This window comes from Ramlibacter rhizophilus (assembly GCF_004681965.1).
Taxonomy (GTDB): domain Bacteria; phylum Pseudomonadota; class Gammaproteobacteria; order Burkholderiales; family Burkholderiaceae_C; genus Ramlibacter; species Ramlibacter rhizophilus.
This window is the reverse complement of the sequence record NZ_SMLL01000002.1, coordinates 83,153-103,265: the sequence shown is the minus strand read 5'-3', so window position 1 is coordinate 103,265 and position 20,113 is coordinate 83,153. Positions and strand designations below refer to the sequence as shown.

21 protein-coding genes and 1 pseudogene are annotated in these 20,113 nt (G+C 72.4%); 12 read left to right on the top strand and 10 right to left on the bottom strand.

Translation table 11 applies throughout. The annotated features are described in order from the left end of the window. Nucleotides 1–5: 5 nt before the first annotated feature. The 6 genes from EZ242_RS05155 to EZ242_RS05130 are packed head-to-tail and all read right to left on the bottom strand — an operon-like array spanning nucleotide 6 to nucleotide 4,246. A complete protein-coding gene (locus tag EZ242_RS05155) occupies nucleotides 6–704 on the bottom strand; it encodes a response regulator (protein ID WP_135284078.1) in 699 nt (232 codons plus the stop codon). Further along, nucleotides 704–1,807, bottom strand: coding sequence for a sensor histidine kinase (locus tag EZ242_RS05150; RefSeq protein WP_135284077.1), 1,104 nt, complete (start codon nucleotides 1,805–1,807; stop codon nucleotides 704–706). The genes EZ242_RS05155 and EZ242_RS05150 overlap by 1 nt, the downstream gene beginning before the upstream one ends. Before the next feature lie 13 nt (nucleotides 1,808–1,820). Then, nucleotides 1,821–2,309, bottom strand: coding sequence for a DoxX family protein (locus EZ242_RS05145; RefSeq protein ID WP_167784671.1), 489 nt, complete (start codon nucleotides 2,307–2,309; stop codon nucleotides 1,821–1,823). A 5-nt stretch (nucleotides 2,310–2,314) separates the two neighbouring features. Further along, nucleotides 2,315–3,085, bottom strand: coding sequence for an HvfC/BufC N-terminal domain-containing protein (locus EZ242_RS05140; RefSeq protein ID WP_135284075.1), 771 nt, complete (start codon nucleotides 3,083–3,085; stop codon nucleotides 2,315–2,317). Further along, a complete protein-coding gene (gene bufB / locus EZ242_RS05135; RefSeq protein ID WP_135284074.1) occupies nucleotides 3,082–3,936 on the bottom strand; it encodes an MNIO family bufferin maturase in 855 nt (284 codons plus the stop codon). Before bufB ends, EZ242_RS05140 begins: the two co-directional genes overlap by 4 nt. A gap of 13 nt (nucleotides 3,937–3,949) precedes the next feature. Further along, on the bottom strand, nucleotides 3,950–4,246 hold the full coding sequence (locus tag EZ242_RS05130; protein WP_135284073.1) for a BufA1 family periplasmic bufferin-type metallophore: 297 nt from the start codon (nucleotides 4,244–4,246) through the stop codon (nucleotides 3,950–3,952). Nucleotides 4,247–4,416: 170 nt separating this feature from the next. On the opposite strand from EZ242_RS05130, the gene EZ242_RS05125 reads away from it, so the two are divergent. The 5 genes and pseudogenes from EZ242_RS05125 to EZ242_RS05110 all read left to right on the top strand — a co-directional run bounded on the left by EZ242_RS05125 (nucleotide 4,417) and on the right by EZ242_RS05110 (nucleotide 9,331). Then, nucleotides 4,417–4,977, top strand: coding sequence for a sigma-70 family RNA polymerase sigma factor (locus tag EZ242_RS05125; RefSeq protein WP_135284072.1), 561 nt, complete (start codon nucleotides 4,417–4,419; stop codon nucleotides 4,975–4,977). Further along, complete coding sequence (locus EZ242_RS05120; protein WP_135284071.1) at nucleotides 4,974–5,615, top strand: NrsF family protein; 642 nt, start codon at nucleotides 4,974–4,976, stop codon at nucleotides 5,613–5,615. The genes EZ242_RS05125 and EZ242_RS05120 overlap by 4 nt, the downstream gene beginning before the upstream one ends. Further along, nucleotides 5,615–6,061, top strand: a pseudogene (locus EZ242_RS22630) (gluconokinase); the annotation flags it as partial. The gene EZ242_RS05120 and the pseudogene EZ242_RS22630, both read left to right, overlap by 1 nt. 175 nt (nucleotides 6,062–6,236) lie before the next feature. Then, nucleotides 6,237–7,469: a fimbria/pilus outer membrane usher protein gene (locus EZ242_RS21930; RefSeq protein WP_240786995.1), complete on the top strand. Its 1,233-nt coding sequence runs from the start codon at nucleotides 6,237–6,239 to the stop codon at nucleotides 7,467–7,469. Next, on the top strand, nucleotides 7,466–9,331 hold the full coding sequence (locus EZ242_RS05110) for a sodium:solute symporter family protein (protein WP_135284069.1): 1,866 nt from the start codon (nucleotides 7,466–7,468) through the stop codon (nucleotides 9,329–9,331). Before EZ242_RS21930 ends, EZ242_RS05110 begins: the two co-directional genes overlap by 4 nt. 40 nt (nucleotides 9,332–9,371) lie before the next feature. On the opposite strand, the gene EZ242_RS05105 is transcribed toward EZ242_RS05110, so the two are convergent. Then, on the bottom strand, nucleotides 9,372–9,692 hold the full coding sequence (locus EZ242_RS05105; RefSeq protein ID WP_420821235.1) for a winged helix-turn-helix domain-containing protein: 321 nt from the start codon (nucleotides 9,690–9,692) through the stop codon (nucleotides 9,372–9,374). A 361-nt stretch (nucleotides 9,693–10,053) separates the two neighbouring features. Between EZ242_RS05105 and EZ242_RS21925 the strand changes: the two genes are divergently transcribed. Next, nucleotides 10,054–10,563 (top strand): glycine zipper domain-containing protein, encoded by a 510-nt coding sequence (locus EZ242_RS21925; RefSeq protein ID WP_167784650.1) that lies wholly within the window; start codon nucleotides 10,054–10,056, stop codon nucleotides 10,561–10,563. Nucleotides 10,564–10,579: 16 nt separating this feature from the next. Here EZ242_RS21925 and EZ242_RS05095 read toward each other — a convergent pair whose 3' ends face one another. Then, nucleotides 10,580–11,884 carry a tetratricopeptide repeat protein gene (locus tag EZ242_RS05095; RefSeq protein ID WP_135284067.1) on the bottom strand — a complete coding sequence of 435 codons (1,305 nt, stop codon included), beginning with the start codon at nucleotides 11,882–11,884 and terminating at the stop codon, nucleotides 10,580–10,582. Nucleotides 11,885–11,992: 108 nt separating this feature from the next. On the opposite strand from EZ242_RS05095, the gene EZ242_RS05090 reads away from it, so the two are divergent. Next, nucleotides 11,993–13,042: a GlxA family transcriptional regulator gene (locus EZ242_RS05090; protein WP_135284066.1), complete on the top strand. Its 1,050-nt coding sequence runs from the start codon at nucleotides 11,993–11,995 to the stop codon at nucleotides 13,040–13,042. A gap of 108 nt (nucleotides 13,043–13,150) precedes the next feature. After that, nucleotides 13,151–13,393, top strand: coding sequence for a hypothetical protein (locus EZ242_RS05085; protein ID WP_135284065.1), 243 nt, complete (start codon nucleotides 13,151–13,153; stop codon nucleotides 13,391–13,393). A gap of 8 nt (nucleotides 13,394–13,401) precedes the next feature. On the opposite strand, the gene EZ242_RS05080 is transcribed toward EZ242_RS05085, so the two are convergent. Continuing rightward, nucleotides 13,402–14,250, bottom strand: a complete 849-nt coding sequence (locus tag EZ242_RS05080; protein WP_135284064.1) for a nucleotidyltransferase — start codon at nucleotides 14,248–14,250, stop codon at nucleotides 13,402–13,404. Nucleotides 14,251–14,407: 157 nt separating this feature from the next. Between EZ242_RS05080 and EZ242_RS05075 the strand changes: the two genes are divergently transcribed. After that, the gene (locus EZ242_RS05075) at nucleotides 14,408–15,217 is read left to right on the top strand and encodes a metallophosphoesterase family protein (protein ID WP_135284063.1); all 810 of its coding nucleotides are present in this window, start codon (nucleotides 14,408–14,410) and stop codon (nucleotides 15,215–15,217) included. A 7-nt stretch (nucleotides 15,218–15,224) separates the two neighbouring features. On the opposite strand, the gene EZ242_RS05070 is transcribed toward EZ242_RS05075, so the two are convergent. Continuing rightward, the gene (locus EZ242_RS05070) at nucleotides 15,225–15,824 is read right to left on the bottom strand and encodes a DUF2939 domain-containing protein (protein ID WP_167784649.1); all 600 of its coding nucleotides are present in this window, start codon (nucleotides 15,822–15,824) and stop codon (nucleotides 15,225–15,227) included. A gap of 251 nt (nucleotides 15,825–16,075) precedes the next feature. On the opposite strand from EZ242_RS05070, the gene EZ242_RS05065 reads away from it, so the two are divergent. The 3 genes from EZ242_RS05065 to EZ242_RS05055 are packed head-to-tail and all read left to right on the top strand — an operon-like array spanning nucleotide 16,076 to nucleotide 20,081. Then, nucleotides 16,076–18,040, top strand: coding sequence for an ATP-binding protein (locus EZ242_RS05065; RefSeq protein ID WP_167784648.1), 1,965 nt, complete (start codon nucleotides 16,076–16,078; stop codon nucleotides 18,038–18,040). Nucleotides 18,041–18,093: 53 nt separating this feature from the next. Further along, nucleotides 18,094–19,281 carry an acetyl-CoA C-acyltransferase family protein gene (locus tag EZ242_RS05060; RefSeq protein WP_135284060.1) on the top strand — a complete coding sequence of 396 codons (1,188 nt, stop codon included), beginning with the start codon at nucleotides 18,094–18,096 and terminating at the stop codon, nucleotides 19,279–19,281. A gap of 11 nt (nucleotides 19,282–19,292) precedes the next feature. After that, nucleotides 19,293–20,081 (top strand): SDR family NAD(P)-dependent oxidoreductase, encoded by a 789-nt coding sequence (locus tag EZ242_RS05055; RefSeq protein WP_135284059.1) that lies wholly within the window; start codon nucleotides 19,293–19,295, stop codon nucleotides 20,079–20,081. The last annotated feature ends 32 nt before the right edge of the window (nucleotides 20,082–20,113 follow it).

Here is a 20,113-nt window from a genome sequence, read left to right as displayed (position 1 = left end):
CGCCGTCAGGATGCGGAGATCAGCCGGTAGCCGACGCCGATGTCGGTCATGAGGATGCGCGGCTCGGTGGGCGCCTCCTCCAGCTTCTGGCGCAGCTGGCGGATGTAGATGCGCAGGTAGTGCCCTTGCTCCAGGTGACCCGGCCCCCAGACGTCCCGCAGCAGCTGGCTCGTGGTCACGACCCGGTCGGCGCGGCGCGCCAGGGCTTCGAGCAGCCGCCACTCGGTGGCCGTGAGTCGAACGGCAGCGCCGGCACGCGAGACGCTCCTGGCTTGCAGGTCGATGCGCACGCCGCCCGCCGCGCAGACCACGGCGCTGCCCTGCAGCGTGGTCTGCGCAGCGTGACGCAGCGCAACGCGCAATCGGGCGTGGAGTTCGGCCGCGCCGAAGGGCTTGACCAGGTAGTCGTCGGCGCCGGCGTCCAGGGCCTGCACCTTCTGCGCTTCGTGGGCACGCGCGGACAGGACCAGCACCGGCCGCAGCGTCCATTCGCGCAGGCGCCGGATCAAATCCAGCCCTTCGCCGTCCGGAAGCCCGAGGTCGACGAGGAACACGTCGATGCGGCGGCCCGCCGCCATGGCCTCGGCCTGGCGGACGCCGGCGGCCACCTGCACCCGGTAGCCCTCGGCTTCCAGCGAGGCCTGCAGGAAGCGCTGGATGGCCTCGTCGTCCTCGACCAGCAAGACCGTGGGCATGGGGGACATCAATCGTCCCCCAGGTCGGGGCGCGCGGGCTGCGGCAGGTTCAGCATGAAGCGCGCGCCCGCGTCGTTCTCGGCCTGGATGCCACCCTGGTGGAGCCGGGCGACGGCGGCGCAGATTGCCAGCCCGAGTCCGAAGCCGCCGCCGGCGGGCTCGGACTGCCCGCGCTGGAACTTGCGGAACAGCTCCTGCTCGCGGCCTTCGGGCAGTCCCGGTCCCTCGTCGGCCACGACGAACTGGCACACGCCGGGCTGCAGGCGCACCTCGATGCGGATGCGAGCCTCGGCGGGCGTGTAGCGCAGGGCGTTGTCCACCAGGTTGAAAAGGGCCTGCTCCATCAGGCGCGGGTCGCACCAGACGATGGCGTCGGCCGCAAGCGTGGTGTCCAGCCGGCGGCCCTGCAGGCGCGCGGCCAGGGGCGCGAGCGCCTCGGCCACCAGGTCGTCGGCCGGACACCATTCCGGCTGGAGTTGCACCGCACCTTCTTCCATGCGCGCGAGGTCCAGCAGGTCGGTCATCTGCCGGTGCAGGCGCTGGGCCTGTTCGAGCAGGCCGCGCAGGAGCAGCTCGTGCTGCGCGCGGTCGAGCCGGTCGCCCTGTTCAAGCAGGCTGGTGGCCGTGCCGACGATGGTGGTCAGCGGCGTGCGCAGGTCGTGCGAGATGCCGGCCAGCAGCGTGCTGCGAAAGCGCTCGGTCTCCGCCTGCTCGGCCAGCCGCCGCTGCTGGCGCGCCTGCTCGGCCAGGCGGCTGATCATGAAACCCACGCCCAGCATGACGGCGAAGGTGAAGAAGTGCGAGGTGTTCAGCGGGTTCAGCCCCCACCGGGGCGGAACGAAGAGGAGGTTGAAAAGGAAGGTGCTGGCAACCACGGTGCCCAGCGCGATGCGCACGGGCTCGCGCAGGGCCACGTACACGACCCCGGCCAGGTACACCATGATGATGTTGGCCAGGTCGAGGCGGCTGGCGATCAGCTCCGACAGGGCGGTGCAGGCGGCCACCACGCCGAGCGCGCGCAGCGCGCCGGGCAGCGCTCTGGCGGGCGCCGCGGCATCGGGGCGGGCCTGGGAAGGAAGGGCGCGAGCGGGGGGCGTAACGGGCTTGTCCACGTCGCGCGCATTCTCACACTCCGTGGCTCGAAGCTGCGCGGCCCCTGCGCGCGCGCATCAGCAGGGCGTCCAGCGACCAGCGGCCCGCGCCGCGCCCGATCAGGAACAGCATGAGCGCCGCCCAGGACAGGTGGGTGGACCAGGCGTCGGGATAGACGAAGACCTGGATCACCAGCGTCATCCCCAGGAGCGCCGCGGCCGACAGGCGCGTGGCCAGGCCCAGCACCAGCAGCAGCGGGAACAGATGCTCCGCGAAGGCGGCCAGGTGCGCGGCCCATTCCGGCGGCAGCACGGGCACCTGGTACTCGCTTCGGAACAGCTCGATCGCGCTGTCGGTCACGCGCCAGCCCTCGACCTTGGTCTGGCCCGAGCGGAAGAAGATGCCGGCGATGGCGATGCGCGCTGCCAGTGCGAGCAGGTCGTCGCTCACGGCTCGGTGCAGGCGTTCATGCAGCGGCACGCGGGCAGCCCCCGTCGAGGGGGAGCGGGTGAAGGACTCCATGCTGTTCATGTCGGGTCTCCGGGTTGAGGCGAGCGGAAGGCGCCGGCGGCCAGCAGCGTGGCCAGGGCGGCCGGCAGGTCGTTGGCCTGCGCGCGCAGGGACAGGACGCGTTCGGCCGCCGCGCCCAGGGGCAGCCCTTGGGCGCAGCCGTCCAGCAGCAGGCAGGCCGAACGGCTCACGCGCGTGCACTGCACCTTGAGCTGGGGCCGGGTGAGGAGCAGGCCCTCGGCCTGCCAGTCCCACTCGGCGGGGGCGGAGCCGGCGGTGGCCGGGTGGTTGCGCCGCCAGATCGAGGCCGCGGGGTGCGCCTCGAACCAGGCCCAGCGGGCGGTGGGGTGGGGCGCCAGTCGCTGTGCGGCCAGGCGCTCGGGCGGCATCGCGCCCAGGCCGTCGGCCGGCAGCGCGGCGGCGCCTTCCGCGCCTTCGCTCGCGCGGAAGGCGCCGTCCAGGCTGGCCACGTCGGCCAGCCAGGGCAGCGGCGCGGCGCTGGGGAGCGACTGCACGAAGACGCCGAAGTCCTCGTCGCCGTAGGCGTGCAGCCAGGCCGTGCGGGGTGGATGCGCGCGGGCGTAGAGGGCCGCAGCCGAGCGGAACCACTCGCGGCCGACCAGGCGCGCCACGGCCGGGAAGTTGGCTTCCAGGGCATCGATGCAGGCGCAGGCGACGGTGTTGCGATAGACCGCGAAGGCTGGGTGCGCCGGGAGCGCGGCCCAGGGCGGCGGCAGCGTGGCTGCCGGGTCCCGCACGGCCCGCGCGAAGAGCGACTGGAAGCTCATGCCGCGAGCTCCCCGCAGCGCTGCGCGAGGGCGTCGTCCATCAGCGCGCGTGCCTGCCGGGCCTCCCGCAGCAGCTCGGGCCAGGATGGAATGTTCGCATCCCGCTCGACGAGCGTCGGCCGCGCACCGGCCCGGTCGAGGAAGCGACGGTACAGGGCCCAGACCTCGGGAGCGACCGGCGCATCGTGCGAATCGACCAGCAGCCGCTCGCCGAGTGCCGGATCGCGCGAGTGGCCGGCCAGGTGGATCTCGGCGACGTGCTGCGCGGGAAAGCGGTCCAGCCAGGCGGCCGCGTCGAAGCCGAGGTTGTGGGCCGAGACCAGCACGTTGTTGACGTCCAGCAGCAGGCGGCAACCGCTGCGCCGGACGAGGGCGTCCAGGAAGTCGATCTCGTCCCACTCGTGGCCGGCCAGCGGCAGGTAGTGGCTAGGGTTCTCGATGGCGATGGGGCGCCCGATCGCCTCCTGCACCTGCGCCACGTGGCGCGCGGTGCGCGCGAGCGCGCGGCTGGTGCGCGCGAAGGGCAGCAGGTCGGGCAGGTAGTGGCCACCCACGCGCGACCAGGCGAGGTGCTCCGAGACGCACAGCGGCTCGAAGCGCCGCACCAGGCAAGCGAGCCACTGCAGCGCCGCGGCATCGGGTGGAGCTTCGCCGGCCAGCGAGAGCGACACCCCGTGCAGCGACAGCCCATGCCGTGCGCGGACCGCCTCCAGTGCCGCCAGGCGCGGTCCGCCGGCCATGGCGTAGTTCTCCGGGTGCACCTCCAGCCACAGGCCCGGTTCGCGCGCGGCACGGGCGGCCTCGAAGTGCTCGGGCTTGAGCCCGACGCCGGCGCGGATCGATTCGGCCATGGCGCCGACGGCCTCAGCTGCGGATGGGGGTGAGCGAGCCCGTGCCCTTGGGCGTCTTGATCTCCGTGCAGGTGCCGGCGGGAACGTACTTCCAGGCATTGCCCTGCCAGTCCGCCTTGGAGGTGCCGGCGCAGGTGGTGCCGGGGCCGGCCGCGCAGTCGTTCTTGCCGGCGAGCGCGACGCCGTAGCACTTCTCCATCGCGGGCTTGCCGTCGTTCATGGGCTTGGACTGGGCCAGTGCGGCGCCCGCGGCGAGGGCGGACAGGGCGATCGCGGAGACGGCGAGGGTGTGGCTGGGGTTGTGGCTCATGCGGATCTCTCCATGGACGGTTGATGCGAAGGTCGGGACCGGCTGGCAGCGCGGTCCCTCCGGTTTCGGATCGCCGACGCGAAGCGTTACGCGGCAGTGGCGAAATTTGTTCTTCGGGCGGCTGTAACCGCCAGGGCCGCCGGCCCGAACTTCCCGCCAGGAACCAAACGATGACCCCGAACGACACCGAAGCGCAGTTGCACGCGCTCTTCGTGCGCGGCCTGGAGGGCGACGCGGCGGCCTACCATGAGTGCCTGCGCCGCATCGGTGCCCACCTGCGGGCCTGGCTCGGCCGCAAGCTGTTCGGATGGCCCGATGACGTGGAAGACCTGGTTCAGGACTGCCTGCTCGCGATGCACCTTCAACGACACACCTACCAGCCCGCCCAGCCCTTGACGGCCTGGGTGCATGCCATCGCCCGCCACAAGCTGATCGACCTGCTGCGCGCGAAGTCCGCCCGCGAGGCGCTGCACGAGGAGTTGGATGACGAGCTGCCGGTGTTCGCCGCCTCCGACACCCAGGCCCGCGAAACGAGGCGCGACCTGGACGGCCTGCTCGCCAGCCTGCCCGAGCGGCATCGCCTGCCCATCGTGCACGTCAAGCTCGAAGGCCGATCCGTCGCCGAGGCCGCGCGGCTGACCGGCATGTCGGAGGCCGCGGTGAAGGTCGGCATCCACCGGGGCATCAAGGCGCTGGCGAGCCGGCTCGCCGCACGGGAGATCGCCACATGAGAACCGACGACCTCATCACCCTGCTCGCGCAGCAGGCGCGGCCGGTGCCCCGGCAGGCGGCGCTGCGGCGTCTCGCGCGGCTCACGCTGCCGGCGCTGGTGATGTCGATGGCGTGGATGGCGCTGGGCTATGGCCTGCGGCCGCAGCTGCTCGCGGGCGCAGTGGGGATCATGGACTGGGCCAAGATCCTGCTGCCTGCCGCCGTGGCGGCCTGCGCTTTCGTGGCCCTGGAGCGCCTGGGTCGCCCGGGCGTGCCGGCCGGCCGCTGGCTGTGGGGCATGGGGCTGCCGGTCGTGGCCCTCTGGGCCCTGGGCCTGGCCACCTGGCTGGCGGCGCCGTCGGCGCTGCGGCCTGCGCTCCTGTGGGGCAGCACCTGGCAGGTATGCGTGCCGAATGTCGCCCTGATGGCGATGCCGGTGTTCGTCGCCTCGCTGTGGGCGCTGCGCGGCCTGGCGCCCACGCGGCCCCGCCTGGCGGGCGCGGCGGCGGGGGCATTTTCGGGGGGCGCCGGCGCTGCGATCTACGCCATGCACTGCCCCGAGCTGGCTGCGCCGTTCCTGGCCGTGTGGTACGTGCTGGGCATGGCCGTGCCGGTCGCTCTGGGGGCGGCCGTGGGCGGCCGGGTTCTGCGCTGGTGATGGCCGGCAGCGCCCGCGCCGACAGCACGGCCTGGCTGGTCATGGGCGTGTCCGGCAGCGGCAAGTCCAGGCTGGCGGGCGAGCTGGCGCAGCGCCTGGGCGCCCGCTGGATCGATGCGGACGACCTCCATCCCCGGCGCAACCTGGACCGCATGGCCGCCGGCCTGCCGCTGAGGGACGAGGATCGCTGGCCCTGGCTCGCCGCCGTGGCCGAGGCGGCCGCGCGGACCTCGGCGGAAGGCCCCGGCCCCGTCTTCGTGGCCTGCTCGGCGCTCAAGCGCAGCTACCGTGAGCTGCTGCGCGAGCGGCTGCCGGGCCTGCGCGTGCTGTACCTGCGCCTGGACGAGAGGTCCGCGCGGGCGCGCATGGCACAGCGCCAGGATCATTTCATGCCGGCTGCGCTGGCCTACAGCCAGGCGCGCGACCTTGAATCGCCGGAAGGCGAGCCGGGCGTCCGGGTCATCGAGGCCGCAAGCCTTTCGAACGCGTGGTGGAACTTTGTGTTGCAGCCGTGGCATCGGCGTCGCCCTGAGCTCGGCCATATTCACGCTTTGCAGCTGATCCGGGACATCCCCCGTGCACATGTGGGGTGGGGCGCCTACGATGAGCTACAACGCGCCCATGCCGAAGTCACTCCTGCTTCGTTCGCCCCGACTCCTGCTCCGTCCCGCGGCCCTGGCCGCCGCAGCGCTCGCGGCGCCCGTGGTGCTGGCGCAGGCACCGGGCCTGGCCAAACCGCCCCCGCTGCCCTCGGCCGTGGCCGTGCGCCCGGCGCCCAACCTCGAGATCCGCTACCGACTGCTGGAGGCACCCGGGAGTGCGGGGCCGGGGCGGCTGGAAGGCATCGTCTCCGGGCGGCAGTGGGAGCTGCGCAGCAGCATGCTGGTGGTGCCGGGGGCCGAGCTCACGCCGCGCACCCTGCGGCTCGACTCCGGCCTGCAGCTTGAAGGCATGGGGCCGCTTCGCACGGTGGTGGTCGGCGACACGCTGGCCAGCGGCGGCGCGTGGAGCCGGCCGGTGCGCCTGGGCGGCCTGCGCCTGGGGCGCCCGCTGGCGCTGCCCCCGGGCTTCGACGCCACGCCCCTGGCCCGCGTGGGCAATGCCGGGGCGCTCCCGCGGGCTGGCCTCGGCTTCGCTGGACCATCCGCGCAGGGCGGGCTGCTCGGAACCCCCCGGCTGCACCCGCCCGCGCCCGCCCCCCGGCTGCCGGCGACTTCCGGGCCTCGGCCGCTTGGGGCCGGTCACTACGACTATGAAATCGAGCTCGGCCGCCTGCGCACCGGCTGGGGCACCGACCAGGACCGCTATGGCGAGGGGTATGCGGCCGCGGCCTTCCGGCGCGGATTCGGCCACGGTTTCACCGGGGAGTGGCGCAGCGAGTGGACCCGCCTGCGCCAGGCCACCGGCCTGGAGCTGGTGCACGGCTTCGGGTCTGCGGCGTTGGTCCATGCGGTGGTGGCGCACTCGGCCGCCCTGGGTGAATCGGGCCTGCGCTGGGGCCTGGGCACGGTGCGGCAGGCGCTGGATGCCACCTGGCGCCTGTCCTGGGATGCCTTCGAGCAGGACTACACGCCCGTGGCCTTTCACGAAGGCGAGGCCGACCCGCGTGCGCGCCTGGAGGCGGCGGTCAACGCGCAGCTCGCGCGACACTGGCACGCTGGACTCAGCTATGCCCGCGAGTCGGCCTGGAACGCGCCGGCCGCGCAGGTCTTCGGCCTCACGACGCAACTGCGGCTGGCCGGGGGACGCAGCCTTGCCATCAACCTCACGGACCGCCTGGGTGACCAGGCGGGGCGGCAGGCCCGCATCGTCTATACGCTCCCGCTCTGGGGCCCGGTGCCGCGCGGTCGATGATCGACCTGGCGATCCTGCTCGCCTTCGTGCTCTGGGGCCTGGCCTCGGGACTGCGCGCGCGGCGCCAGGCTTCGCAGGGATTGCACGAGTACTTCCTCGCCGGCCGCAGCCTGCCGGGGTGGCAGGCCGGAACCTCCATGGCGGCGACGCAGTTCGCCGCCGACACGCCGCTGCTGGTGACCGGGCTGGTTGCGACGGCGGGCGTCTTCGCACTATGGCGCCTGTGGATCTACGGCCTGGCCTTCCTGCTGTTCGCCTTCCTCTTTGCCGCCTGGTGGCGCCGTGCCGGCGTGCTGACCGATGCCGAGCTCACCGAGGTCCGCTACAGCGGCCGCGGCGTGCTGCCGCTGCGCGTGCTCAAGGCGGTGTACTACGGCACGGTGATCAACTGCGTGGTGCTGGCCATGGTGCTGGTGGCTGCGATCCGCATCGCCGAGGTCTTCCTGCCCTGGCATCAGTGGCTGCCCAGCGGCATCTACGAGCCGATCGCCAGCACGCTGGAAGCAGCCGGCGTGCGCCTGGGCGAGAGCGTGACCGGCCTGGAGGCGCGGGTGGCCAGCGCCAACAACCTGATCTCCATCGCGCTGATCCTGGCCTTCACCGCGACCTATTCCATCACCGGCGGATTGCGTGCGGTGGTGCGCACCGACGTGCTGCAGCTCGCCATTGCGCTGCTCGGGACCGCCCTGTACGCGTTCTACGTGATCGACGCCGTGGGTGGGCTGAACGGACTGGGTGCGCGCATCGCCGAGCTGTATGGCGAGCGGGGTGCGCAGCTGATGTCCTTCGGCCCGGCGCCGGGTCCGGGCGAATGGCTCACGCCATTCTTCGTGCTGGTGGGCATGCAGTGGCTGTTCCAGATGAACGCCGACGGGACCGGCTACCTGGCCCAACGGGCCATGGCCTGCCGCAGTGAGCGGGACGCCCGGGTGGCCGGCGTGGTGTTCGCCTGGCTGCAGATCCTGCTGCGCAGCCTGCTGTGGCTCGCGATCGCGCTGGGCCTGCTGGTGCTGTATCCCTTCGATGCGGCCCAGGCCCAGGCGGAAGGCTTCGCCGCCGCGCGCGAGCTGCTGTTCGTGCAGGGGATCGCCGACCTCCTGCCCCCCGGCGTGCGCGGGCTGATGCTGGTGGGCCTGCTGGCGGCCCTGGCCTCCACGGTGGACACCCACCTAAACTGGGGCGCTTCCTACTGGAGCAACGATCTCTACGACGGGCTGGTGTGCCGCCGCATCCTGCGGCGCGCGGCGAGCGGCCGCGAGCTGGTGCGCGTGGCGCGCCTGTCCAACGTCCTGATCCTGGTGCTGGCGATGGCGGTCATGGCGCGGCTCGGGTCGATCCAGACCGCCTGGTTCATCTCGCTGCTGTTCGGTGCCGGCATGGGCGGCGTGCTCGTGCTGCGCTGGTTGTGGGAGCGCGTGAACCTGCAGGCCGAGGTCGCCGCCATGGTCGCCTCGCTGGTCACCGCGCCGCTGCTGCTGGTGTTCTGGGGCACCGCGCCGGGGGACGAATGGAAGCGCCTGGCCGTCATGGCCGCGGTGAGCACCGGGGTGGCCGTCATCGCCAGCCTGGTCACGGCGCCGACGCAGGCGCACACGCTGGATGCGTTCTACCGTCGCGTGCGGCCGCTCGGATGGTGGGGCCGCACCGCCCGGCGCTGCGGCGAGAACCCGGGCGCGCCGCTGCGCGGACTGGTCGCGCCCCTGCGACGGGCGGCAGGCTGCGCGCTGTCGCTGTTCACGATCCTGTACGGGCTGGGCAAGCTGCTGTTCCCCGCGCCGGGCGAGGGGCTGGTAGCCGCCTGGGTGGCGCTTGCGGTCGGACTCGCGCTGGTGCCGCTCTGGTGGCGGGCGCTGCGCTCGTAGGAGCGCGCTCGCTGCCGGCGCCCGCGCGCCGCGTCGCCAATCAGCCGCGCGTCGCCTGCTCCATGCATTGCGAGAGCTTGGCCATGTGCTGCAGGGCGGCCTTGGTCAGCTCGATCTGCTTGCGGCGCGCGTCCTCGGTCTCGGCCAGCACGATCCAGCCCTTCTCGCGCATGGACTTCAGGCGCCCGTGGATGGTCGCGGGGGCACCCAGTTCGTCCTTGGCCATCATGTCGCGAACGGAAAGCCGGGCCTGCTGCTGCGTCGCGCGCGCCACCAGTTGCAGGATGCGTTCCTCCAGCGGGTCCAGCGGCGGCAGCGTAGGCAGCCCGCGAATGGCTTCCGCAAGCTGCAGGAAGCGCATGTACACCTCGGCGCCCGGGCGTGATTTTTTCAAGACTTCTCCTCGGTTGCGGTAGCGGTTCGTTGCGACGTCTCCAGCGTCCCCTCTTGCCTCGCTGACCGCGATGCTAACAAGCGCATCCGCTGCCCCTGTCGCGCCTCCACGATAACTTGGTTCGGTCCGCGAACGCGTTGTTCCTCGCGACGCCACGTGCGTGTGTTGGTGGTTTCCCCGAGGCAGGGCCATCCGCATGCGCCGACACGCCGCAGCGAACCAGCGCCATGGAGTGCGGATACACCTCGATACGTCCCGACGTGCGTCGCAGACGCAGGCTCATCCGTTCATTCCTAGAATGGCCCGGCACTCACTTCATCGAACGCTCATGGCAACACGCACCACCTTCCTCCTCGCCCTGGCAGGCGCCGCGCTGGCGCATGCGCCATGGGTCTCGGCCGAACTCGCCACCGCCGTGGGCGGTGGGGCGGGCGGCGCTGCGGGGGCCATCATCGGCCAGGGTGTCGGCGGATCCAACGGCGCCGTCATCGGCGGCGCCCTCGGCGCGGCGGTCGGCGCGGGCGCCACCACCTCGGGGCGCGGCCAAACGGGTGCCGTCATCGGCGCTGCCGCCGGAGGCGCCGCCGGCGCCGCGGTGGGCCAGCAGGTAGGGGGCAGCACGGGTGCCGTCGTCGGCGCCGGTGCCGGGGGCGCCCTGGGCGCCGAATTGGGGCGTTCCGTCACGAGCCAGCGCAAGCCGGGCGGCGCGCCGGCCGTGATCGCGGTCCAGGCGGCGCCCTCGCCGGTGATCGTGCACGGGGGGCACCCGGGCAAGGGCAAGAAGCACGGCCGGCCGCCGGGGCGTGCGCTGGGCTGGGACAAGCACGGGCGGCACTGAACCCGATTGGGGCCCCTCAGGCGGCCGCGGCGAGCACCCGGCGCTGGGGCCGGTGCGGGCGCATGGCGGCCCGTTCGTCCTCCAGGGCGCGGGTGAGCGCGGCATCCCCCGCGCGGCGCGCGGCCTCGATGAGGGTGAGGTCGATCACGTCGCGCTGCGCATGGCTGCCGCCGAAGCGATGGGCGCGGCTGCGGATGTCGCGCAGCAAGCGCGCGCATCGCGCATCGTGGCCCTGGCCGAAGTCGTACACCGCCTGCGTGGCCGCCGCGCCGACCTCGCGCGTGAACCGTGCGTTGTCCCCGGCGCGCGCGAGCGCCTCGTCCTGCGCCGCCAGCACGCGCTGCTGAGCGTCCTGCCAGCCGGCGCCCACGAAGGCCATCATCATGTGCAGGTCGTTGAAGGCGTAGTGGCCGGGCACGCCCGCGTCCTGCCAGCGCTGTGCCAGCGCCTGCCACCGGTCGCCCGTGTCCACGCCGCGCAGCAGGAGGCGCCAGAGCATGGCGCTCGCATCGACGAGGTCGAGCATCAGGCTGGAGCCCGCGCCCGCAATGGCCCGGTCGTACAGGCGCAGCACTTCTTCCGCGTCGTCCAGCGCCAGGTGAAAGAGGGCCAGGTGCCATGCGTTGTGCGTGGCCAGGAAGCTGCCTTCCTGCCAGGTGTCCTGCGTGGGGCCCAGCCACTGCGTGCCGGCGGCCGGCTCGTGCCGCATTTCGTGGACGTGGGCGACCGCATGCCAGCCCCAGCCGTCGCGCGGCTCCAGCGCGACGGCCTCTCGGCCGGCGCGCTCGGCCGCGGCGTAGTCGCCCGTCTCCTCCAGCCCGAAGGCGTGCATGCTGAGGAGGGCGTGGTAACCGGGCAGCGTGCGTTCCCAGTGCGGCAGGGCCCGCGCGATGCGGTCGCGCAGCATGCGGGAGTCGCCGGTGAAGAAGTCGAGCTGGTGCCCGACCTGCAGTGCGAGCAGGTCGCGCGGCCAGCGCACGCTCAGGTCCTCCAGCAGGCGCGCGGACTCGCTCCAGCGGTCCTGTGCCAGCGCCGAGGCGGCGCGCAGGTGCAGGGTCTCGCGCTCGGTGGCGGGGAGCGCGGCGGCCGCCTCGCAGGCCGCGAGCGCCACCGCCGGGCCGTCGGGTTCCGTGCCGAGCAGGTGGAGCCAGGCGCGCAGCGCGTGTGCCATCGGCATGCCCGGGCTGTCGGCCAGGGCCTGGTCGGCGGCGGCCAGGGGGTCGCCGACAAAGCATCTCAGCTGGTCGAGTCCGCCCTGGTAGGCGGCGGCCGCGCGCTCGCTTGCGCCGCTAAGGTCCAGTCCCAGTTCGTCGTGTCTCATGGTGGCTCCTGCGGGTGGTGAAGGGTGGGGAGAGATCCGGCCTGTAGTCTGGGCGGCAGGCGCTGCCTACACTAGCGGCATTCGTGCAACGAACCGGTCGTTCCTGCCATGTCCGATGCCCCGGCCCAAGCGATCACCGTCGCACTGCTGGCGGTCGAGGAGTCCTCGGCGGCCACGCTCTACGGCTTCTATGACGCACTGGCGAGCGTGCGCCGCGACTGGTCGCTGCTGCATGGGGAGCCGGTACAGCCCTCGCCCTTCCGTCCCGTGGTGGTGAGCCTCGACGGCCAGCCGCTCGCGACCGGCAACGGGGTGCGCATCACGCCGCAGGCGTGCCTGGCGGACGTGCCCACTCCAGAGGTGGCCGTGGTGACCGACATCAACGTGGCGCCGGGCACGCCGCTGGACGCCCGCTTCGAGCCCGTGGTGGCCTGGCTGCGGCAGTGCCATGCGGCCGGCGGCCTGCTCGCCTCGGCCTGCTCGGGTGCACTGGTGCTGGCGCACACCGGCCTGCTCGACGGGCTGGACGCCACCTCGCACTGGGCCTACTGCGAGCACCTGCGGCGCAGCCATCCGCAGGTGCGCTGGCATGCCGACCGTGGCCTGGTGGTCGGCGGCGAGGAGCGGCGCATTCTCATGGCCGGCAGCGGCGTGTCCTGGCACCTGCTGGTCCTGGCGCTGATCGCGCGCTTCGCGGGACCGCAGGAGGCCATGCGGGTGGCACGCATCAACCTCATGGACCTCAACACCACGAGCCCCCAGGCCTACGCGTCGCTCACGCACGGCTGCCACGCCGCGGACCCGCTCATCGCCCGCTGCCAGGCCTGGGCGGCCGAGCACTATGGCGACCCGAGCCCGGTGGCCCGCATGGTCGCCTTGTCGCGCCTGCCCGAGCGCACCTTCAAGCGCCGCTTCAGCCTGGCCACCGGCATGGCCCCGCTGGAGTACGTGCAGCACGTGCGCCTGGAGGAGGCCAAGCAGATGCTCGAAGCCAGCGAGTTGCCAGTCGATGCGGTGGCCCTGGAGGTGGGCTACAGCGACACCAGCTTTTTCACCCGGCTCTTCCGGCGCAAGGTCGGCCTGCCGCCGGCCCAGTACCGCCAGCGCTTCGGGCGATTGGCGCGGGAGTTGCGCAGCGGCGACCCCGTGAGCGGCTGAGGCGCCGTCCGCGCGCAGCCCCCCTCGCTGTTACAGCCTGGGCATTGCGGCATGCGCCCGGGCGGGCCATACTTGTTGCGCCGCAGCAATTCCTTTGGGGCGCGCACCATGTCCGATCCCGCGCAACGCACCCGCTATTTCACCGTCGTCGACGAATCCGGCCGGGCCGAGCCCGTGGTGGAGTTCTGGGCCAGCACGGCGGTTCGAGGCGTCAGGCGCATCGAGACCGACCCCCTGCGCCGCTTCGTGCAGCTGCTCGCAACCGGGGAATACCTGCGCGAAGAGGTCGAGGGCGTGTACGTCGAAGGGCGAACCGGCCGCAAGCTGTTCGCGGTCGCCAGCGGCGCCTGAAACAAACCTCAGCGCGTTCCGGGGTCCGCGCCGCCGTCCTGGCGTTCGGGGATGGCCTGCGTCCAGACTGCGATTTCTTCGGCGGTCATGGTGCTCGCCGGCGTGAGGCGTCCGTCCATGTAGCCCAATCGGGTCACGTCGTGCAGGTACTGCTCGCGCGACAGCAGGGTGCCCGCGCACACGTGCGGGTCTTCGCCGGGCGGTGCGGCCGTCTCCAGGAACAGCCGGGCGAGCAGCCGGTCCATGACCCAGCGCGGGATGCGGTGCCGCTCGCCGGGATAGATGTAGCCGAACAGGGACAGGTGGGCCAGCAACACGCGCCAGTGGCTGCCGAAGCGCTCGATCAGGCCCGGCCAGTCCACATGCTCCGCATTCGCCTGCAGCAGGTGCGCGACGTCGGCGCCGTCATAGCGCTCGCGCTCCATGATGAAGGCCTTGGTCAGCAGGCTGTCCTCCAGGTTGGCCACACGCACGGCGACGCCCAGGACCTCGACCTCGATGTTGTTGCGAAACCACCGCTCGTCCACCGGCGCCACGCCATTGCCGGAGTTGAAGATCAGGTCGATGAACTCCTCGCCCTGGTACACCTTCGCCAGCCAATGGCTGTAGGGCAGCTCGCAGCGCCAGCCGGCATCGGTGAGCACGCGCGTCGCTCGCGGGTAGTCCTCCCGGCGGATGAACAGGTCCAGGTCCTTGGTGGAGCGCCGTATCCCGGTGAAGCAGGCCTGCGCAAATGCGCCGCCCACGAGGAAGGGAATGCGCGCGGCCTGCAGCGTGCGCAGCACCCCGCGGTAGAACTCGGCGGTGCCGGTGGCGACTTCTTCCTCCAGGGAGGGGGCCAGGGCCGGGGAGGGCATGCGATGGGCTTTACGGGTTCAGGGAGCGCGAGCCTAACCAGGGGCAACGCGCCGCCGTACAGGACAAGAGGCCCGCGCACCATCAGCATCGGCCTACAGCCCGGCACGGCGGATGGACGATGGCCCCGGCCCGCCTGAGCCTTCAGCATGGCTTCCCATGCCCCACACGCCTCGACCCGCCCGACACGCCCGCTCGGAAAGCACCGTGCGCTTCGCGGCCGTCGGCGACATTCACGTGACCAAGGATTCGGCCGGCAGCCTGCGCGGCTTCTTCGCGCAGGCGAGCGAAGCGGCGGATGCGCTGCTCCTGTGCGGCGACCTCACCGACTACGGCACGGCCGAAGAAGCGCAGGTGCTGGCGGAGGAACTGGCCACGGTGTCGGTGCCCATCGTCGCGGTGCTGGGCAACCACGATTTCGAGTCCGGCACGCCCGAGGTGGTCACGGACATCCTCACGCAGGCCGGCGTGCGCGTCCTCGACGGGGGCGTGTGCGAGATCGAGGGCGTGGGCATCGCCGGCGCCAAGGGCTTCGCGGGCGGTTTCGGCCGCGGCTCGCTCGGTGCCTGGGGCGAGCCGGTCATCAAGCTGTTCGTCAAGGAGGCGCTGAACGAGGCCATGAAGCTGGAGGCCGCCCTGGCCAAGCTGCGCACGCCGCGGCGGATCGCGCTGCTGCACTACGCGCCGATCGTCGGCACGGTGCAGGGCGAGCCGGTGGAGATCTTCCCCTTCCTGGGCAGCAGCCGCCTGGAGGAGCCGCTCCTGCGCTACCCGGTCGATGCGGTGTTCCATGGCCATGCGCATCGCGGCACGGTGGAGGCGCGCACGATGAACGGCGTGCCGGTGTTCAACGTCGCCCGGCCGCTCCTGCTACGCCGGCGTCCCGAGCAGCCGCCGTTCTGGCTTTACGAGTTGCCACGCGAGGAGGAAGCGGCCTCGGAGTCGGCCGCCGCAGGGCCCGCGGCCTGAGCGCGCTTCAGCCGGCCGGCGGCAGGCGCAGTTCGACGAGGTCCCAGCGTGCGAAGCCACGCCGCTCGAAGACCAGCGTGACCGGCCGCTTGGGCGAGCTGGCGCCATCCGGTGCAGGCCGGGGGACGACGACGAGGCGGTTGGGCCCCTCGCGCTCGTAGTGCCAGGCACTCGTGCGCCCGCGAGCCGCATCGGCCGGGGACGTCGCCGGCGCCGTGGGCGCCCGTGGCGCCGCGCCGTCCCCGGACACGACCAGCTCCTGCCGCAACGCCAGCATGACCACCTCCGGGCGCACCAGGGTCTCCACCACCGGGTCGATCATGGCCAGGCCCACGATGCGGCCCATGCCGGCCAGCGGGTGCTCGCCCGGCACGTCGGTGGCCGAGCGCTGGAGGCGGGCGGCCATCTGGGCCTTGAGGCTTTCGCGCACGCGCGGGTAGTCGACATGGGCGCTGAAGCGCTCGCCGTCTCCGGCCCGCGCCGCGGCGCCTAATTCGCGCACCGCCAGGTAGGGCGACGCCCACCAGTAGGCGGCCAGCAGCAAGGCAAGCCCGGCAAGGGCGAGGGCGGCAGCGCGCGTGCCGCGGCGAATGGAAGGGCGGGACATGGCTGGGCCTCGGCCGGAAGGGGGCAAGTGGCGTGCCCGCCCCTCACCGGGGCTGCGCTGCCGCCGGGCGATCGGGCTTGCCGCAGTTCCTGCACGGTATCCGCACTTCCGGGCCTTGGGATGTGCGGCTTCGGCGCAACGCTCGCGGCGATCCGTACGCAGCCGGCATATCTCGCAGGGTTGGACGGATGGGCGCCGGCCCGGGTGAGCTAGCATGCCAGCGCCCGGCCGCAGCCGGGTCCCGACCCACGATGCTTGTCCCCTTCAATTCCACAGACCCACTGATCGAGCGCAACAACCTGCTCGAGCTGGTGATCGAGAACATCCCGGCCGGCTTGATCGTGCTGGACGAGCAGCTGCGGGTGGTCGCCAGCAACAGCCGCCTGCGCGAGCTGCTCCAGCTGCCGCGCGAGCTGTTCGCGCAGGCGCGCCTGACGCTGCACACCGTGGCGCGCTACCTCGCCGAGCGGGGCGACTATGGCCCGGGAAACGTGGAGGACCTGGTGGCCCAGCGCATCGCCTTGGCGCAGTCGGGCACCTCCTTCCGCCGGGAGCGAAACGCACCCGGCGGGCGGCTGCTGGAGCTGCGCGTGACGTACCTGGACAACGGCTGGGTGGTGCAGACCTACCAGGACGTGACCGAGGAGCGGGCTGCCGAAGCCCGCCTGCGGGCGAGCGAGGAGCGGCTGGAGGTGGCCCTGCAGGCGAGCGGCCTGGGCCTGTGGGAGTTCACGCCGGGCGACGACCGCGTCTATCTCTCGGCCAGCTGGCAGCAGATCATGGGTTTCCCGGCGCGCGCCCGGACGGTCTCGTCGCGCGAACTGCTGCCCCTGGCCGTGGACGAGGCGAGCGCCGCCGCGATGCGCGCCGGCCTGGTCGATCTGCTCAAGGGCCGGATCGCGCAGCTGTGTTTCGAGCACGAGGGCATCCGGGCCAACGGCACGCGGGTGTGGTTCCAGACCGAAGCCCAGGTCGCCGGCCGCGATCTGGACGGCCGGGCCTTGCGTGTGGTCGGCACGACCAAGAACATCGCCGAGCGCAAGCGCGAGGAGAAGGCGCTCAAGGCCGCTGCCGAGGCGGCGGAGAGCGCCAGCCGCGCCAAGGCGGAGTTCCTCGCCACCATGAGCCACGAGATCCGCACGCCGCTCAACGGCGTGATCGGCCTCTCGCGCGTGCTGGAGCAGTCCGCACTGCCCGAGCGCGAGGCCGGCTACGTGCGCCTGATCAACAGCTGCGCCAACAGCCTCCTGGGCATGGTCAACGACGTGCTCGACTTCTCCAAGATCGAGGCCGGCCAGATGGTGCTGGAGCCCAGCGAGTGCGACCTGCACGCCCTCGTGCGGGAGACCGGCGACGTGTTCGCCGACCGGGCCCGCAGCAAGGGCATCGACTTTGCCGTCGAACTCGCGCCCGAGGTGCCGCGCTGGGTCACGCTGGACGCCAATCGCCTGCGCCAGATCCTCATGAACCTTCTGGGCAACGCCATGAAGTTCACCGCCGCAGGCAGCTGTTCGCTGCGCGTGGGCACCGGCATGCTGGCGCGGCAGCGTTCGCTGCAGTTCGCGGTGACGGACACGGGGATCGGCATTCCTCCGGAGGATCAGGCCAAGCTGTTCAAGCGCTTCTCGCAGGTGGATGCCTCCAGCACGCGGCGCTTCCAGGGCAGCGGCCTGGGGCTGGCGATCTCGCGCGACCTGGCCCAGCTCATGGGCGGCGACATCCGCCTGTCCAGCGCCACAGGGGCGGGTTCAACCTTCACGCTGGAAATCCCGCTGGTCGAGGCCGCGGCGGCCGCACCGCAGGCGGCCGATACCGCCGCGGCGGCGAGCACGCGGGCCCTGCTGCTGGTGGAGGACAACCCCATTAACCAGCTGGTCGCACAGGCCCTGCTGGAAAAGCTCGGCTATTCCGACGTCACCGTGGCCGAGCACGGCGAAGAAGCGCTGCGCCTTGCGCAGGAACGCGCGTTCGACCTCGTGCTGATGGACTGCCAGATGCCGGTGATGGACGGCTTCGAGGCCACGCGTCGCATGCGGGAGCAGGGCATGCACATGCCCATCGTCGCGCTCACCGCCGGCGCGGTGAGCAACGACCGTGAGCGCTGCCTGGAAAGCGGCATGAACGACTATGTCGCCAAGCCGATCGACGCGGGCCTGCTCGGGGGCGTGCTGAGTTTCTGGCTGGCGAGCACGAGCTTCGGCACGCGCGGAGGCTGAAGGCGGGCAGGGCGCGACAATCGGGCGCTTCACCCCTCCAGTGCGATCCGACCATGCCCCAGACCGACATCTTCATCGTCTCCGCCGTCCGCACCGCCATCGGTACCTTCGGCGGCAGCCTCAAGGACCTTCCCCTGGCCGAGCTGGCCACCACCGCGGTGCGCGCCGCCGTCGAGCGCAGCGGCGCGCCTGCCGATGCCATCGGGCATGTGGCCATGGGCAACGTCATTCCCACCGAGCCGCGCGACGCCTACCTCAGCCGCGTGGCCGCCATGCAGGCCGGGCTGCCGCAGGAGGTGCCTGCATTCAACGTGAACCGGCTGTGCGGCTCCGGGTTGCAGGCCATCGTCTCGGCGGCGCAGGCACTGATGCTCGGCGACGCGCAGCTGGCCGTCGGGGCCGGCGCGGAATCGATGTCGCGCGGCCCGTACTTCGCCACCGGCGCCCGCTGGGGCGTTCGCATGGGCGACGTGCAGATGCTGGACTACATGCTCAACATCCTGCACGACCCCTTCCACCGCATCCACATGGGCGAGACCGCCGAGAACGTGGCCGACCGCTGGGGCATCAGCCGCGCGCAGATGGACGAGCTGGCGGCCGAAAGCCACCGCCGCGCGGCGCGCGCCACGGCCGAAGGGCGCTTTCGCGGGCAGATCGTCCCGGTGACGCTCGCCACCCGCAAGGGCGAGGTGACATTCGACACCGACGAACACGTCAAGCCGGACACCACCGCCGAACTGCTCGCGAAGATGAAGCCGGCCTTTCGCAAGGAGGGCGGGCGGGTCACCGCGGGCAATGCCTCGGGCATCAACGACGGGGCCTCGGCGGTGGTGCTGGCCACCGGCGAGGCCGTGCGCAGCCACGGCCTCACGCCGATGGCGCGGCTGGTGTCGTACGCGCATGCCGGCGTCGATCCGAAGGTCATGGGCATCGGCCCGGTGCCGGCGAGCCGGCGTGCGCTGGCGCGGGCCGGGCTGCGGGTGGACCAGATGGACGTGATCGAGTCCAACGAAGCCTTCGCTGCCCAGGCCTGCGCAGTGGCCCAGGAACTCGGCTTCGACCCGGACAAGGTCAACCCCAATGGCTCGGGCATCTCGCTGGGGCATCCGGTGGGCGCCACGGGCGCGATCATCACCACCAAGGCGCTGCACGAGTTGCAGCGCATCGGCGGGCGGCATGCGCTGGTCACCATGTGCATCGGCGGCGGCCAGGGCATCGCTGCGGTCTTCGAGCGCGCTTGAGGGGAACGGCCATGGATCTCGGACTCCAGGACCGCCACGTCCTCATCACCGGCGGCAGCAGAGGCATCGGCCTGGCTTGCGCCCAGGCCTTCGGGCGCGAGAAGGCGCGCTGCACGATCGTGGGCCGCGACCCCGGTGCGCTCGCCCGCGCCGTGGACCGACTGCGAGCCGACGGCGTCGATGCGGAAGGCCTGCAGGCGGACCTGCGCGACGCGGCGGCGGCGCAGGCCATGGTGGAGCGCGCGTGGAGCGAGCGCGGTCCGGTGGACGTGCTCGTCAACTGCGCGGGCGCCGCGCGTCGCACCCCGTTCGCCGAACTCACGCCGCAGGCCTGGCACGACGCCATGCAGGCCAAGTTCTTCGCCTACGTCCATGTCATGGACCCTCTCGTCAAGCGCATGGCCGCCGCGGGCCGGGGCAGCATCGTCAACGTGGTGGGCGCAGGCGGCAAGGTGGCCAGCCCCACGCACCTGGCCGGCGGCTCCGCCAATGCCGCCCTGATGCTGGCCAGCGCCGGACTGGCGGCGGCCTATGCCCCGCAGGGCGTGCGCGTGAACGTGGTCAATCCAGGCCTCACGCGAACGGAGCGACTGGACGAGGGCCTGGCCGCCGAAGCGCGCCTGCAGGGCATCGCCGCGGACGAGGTCCTGCGCCGCCACGAGCAGCGCCTGCCCCTGCGCCGCCTGGCGCAGCCCGAGGAGATCGCCGACGCGGTCGTGTTCCTGGCGAGTACGCGCGCCGCGTACATCACCGGCGCCGTCATCGCGATGGACGGCGCGGTGACGCCGATGGTCGTGTAGGAACGCCTTCTCCCGAGGCGCCTGCGCGGGCA

What these genes read in the sequence shown, in the direction of transcription:
- EZ242_RS05060 (WP_135284060.1), top strand. Translation starts at nt 18,094, where the DNA reads ATGCCCCAGACCGACATCTTCATCGTCTCCGCCGTCCGCACCGCCATC.
- EZ242_RS05125 (WP_135284072.1), top strand. Translation starts at nt 4,417, where the DNA reads ATGACCCCGAACGACACCGAAGCGCAGTTGCACGCGCTCTTCGTGCGC.
- bufB (WP_135284074.1), bottom strand. Translation starts at nt 3,936, where the DNA reads ATGGCCGAATCGATCCGCGCCGGCGTCGGGCTCAAGCCCGAGCACTTC.
- EZ242_RS21925 (WP_167784650.1), top strand. Translation starts at nt 10,054, where the DNA reads ATGGCAACACGCACCACCTTCCTCCTCGCCCTGGCAGGCGCCGCGCTG.
- EZ242_RS05120 (WP_135284071.1), top strand. Translation starts at nt 4,974, where the DNA reads ATGAGAACCGACGACCTCATCACCCTGCTCGCGCAGCAGGCGCGGCCG.
- EZ242_RS05080 (WP_135284064.1), bottom strand. Translation starts at nt 14,250, where the DNA reads ATGCCCTCCCCGGCCCTGGCCCCCTCCCTGGAGGAAGAAGTCGCCACC.
- EZ242_RS05140 (WP_135284075.1), bottom strand. Translation starts at nt 3,085, where the DNA reads ATGAGCTTCCAGTCGCTCTTCGCGCGGGCCGTGCGGGACCCGGCAGCC.
- EZ242_RS05070 (WP_167784649.1), bottom strand. Translation starts at nt 15,824, where the DNA reads ATGTCCCGCCCTTCCATTCGCCGCGGCACGCGCGCTGCCGCCCTCGCC.
- EZ242_RS05095 (WP_135284067.1), bottom strand. Translation starts at nt 11,884, where the DNA reads ATGAGACACGACGAACTGGGACTGGACCTTAGCGGCGCAAGCGAGCGC.
- EZ242_RS05090 (WP_135284066.1), top strand. Translation starts at nt 11,993, where the DNA reads ATGTCCGATGCCCCGGCCCAAGCGATCACCGTCGCACTGCTGGCGGTC.
- EZ242_RS21930 (WP_240786995.1), top strand. Translation starts at nt 6,237, where the DNA reads ATGCCGAAGTCACTCCTGCTTCGTTCGCCCCGACTCCTGCTCCGTCCC.
- EZ242_RS05085 (WP_135284065.1), top strand. Translation starts at nt 13,151, where the DNA reads ATGTCCGATCCCGCGCAACGCACCCGCTATTTCACCGTCGTCGACGAA.
- EZ242_RS05075 (WP_135284063.1), top strand. Translation starts at nt 14,408, where the DNA reads ATGCCCCACACGCCTCGACCCGCCCGACACGCCCGCTCGGAAAGCACC.
- EZ242_RS05055 (WP_135284059.1), top strand. Translation starts at nt 19,293, where the DNA reads ATGGATCTCGGACTCCAGGACCGCCACGTCCTCATCACCGGCGGCAGC.
- EZ242_RS05130 (WP_135284073.1), bottom strand. Translation starts at nt 4,246, where the DNA reads ATGAGCCACAACCCCAGCCACACCCTCGCCGTCTCCGCGATCGCCCTG.
- EZ242_RS05065 (WP_167784648.1), top strand. Translation starts at nt 16,076, where the DNA reads ATGCTTGTCCCCTTCAATTCCACAGACCCACTGATCGAGCGCAACAAC.
- EZ242_RS05155 (WP_135284078.1), bottom strand. Translation starts at nt 704, where the DNA reads ATGTCCCCCATGCCCACGGTCTTGCTGGTCGAGGACGACGAGGCCATC.
- EZ242_RS05145 (WP_167784671.1), bottom strand. Translation starts at nt 2,309, where the DNA reads ATGGAGTCCTTCACCCGCTCCCCCTCGACGGGGGCTGCCCGCGTGCCG.
- EZ242_RS05105 (WP_420821235.1), bottom strand. Translation starts at nt 9,692, where the DNA reads ATGCGCTTCCTGCAGCTTGCGGAAGCCATTCGCGGGCTGCCTACGCTG.
- EZ242_RS05110 (WP_135284069.1), top strand. Translation starts at nt 7,466, where the DNA reads ATGATCGACCTGGCGATCCTGCTCGCCTTCGTGCTCTGGGGCCTGGCC.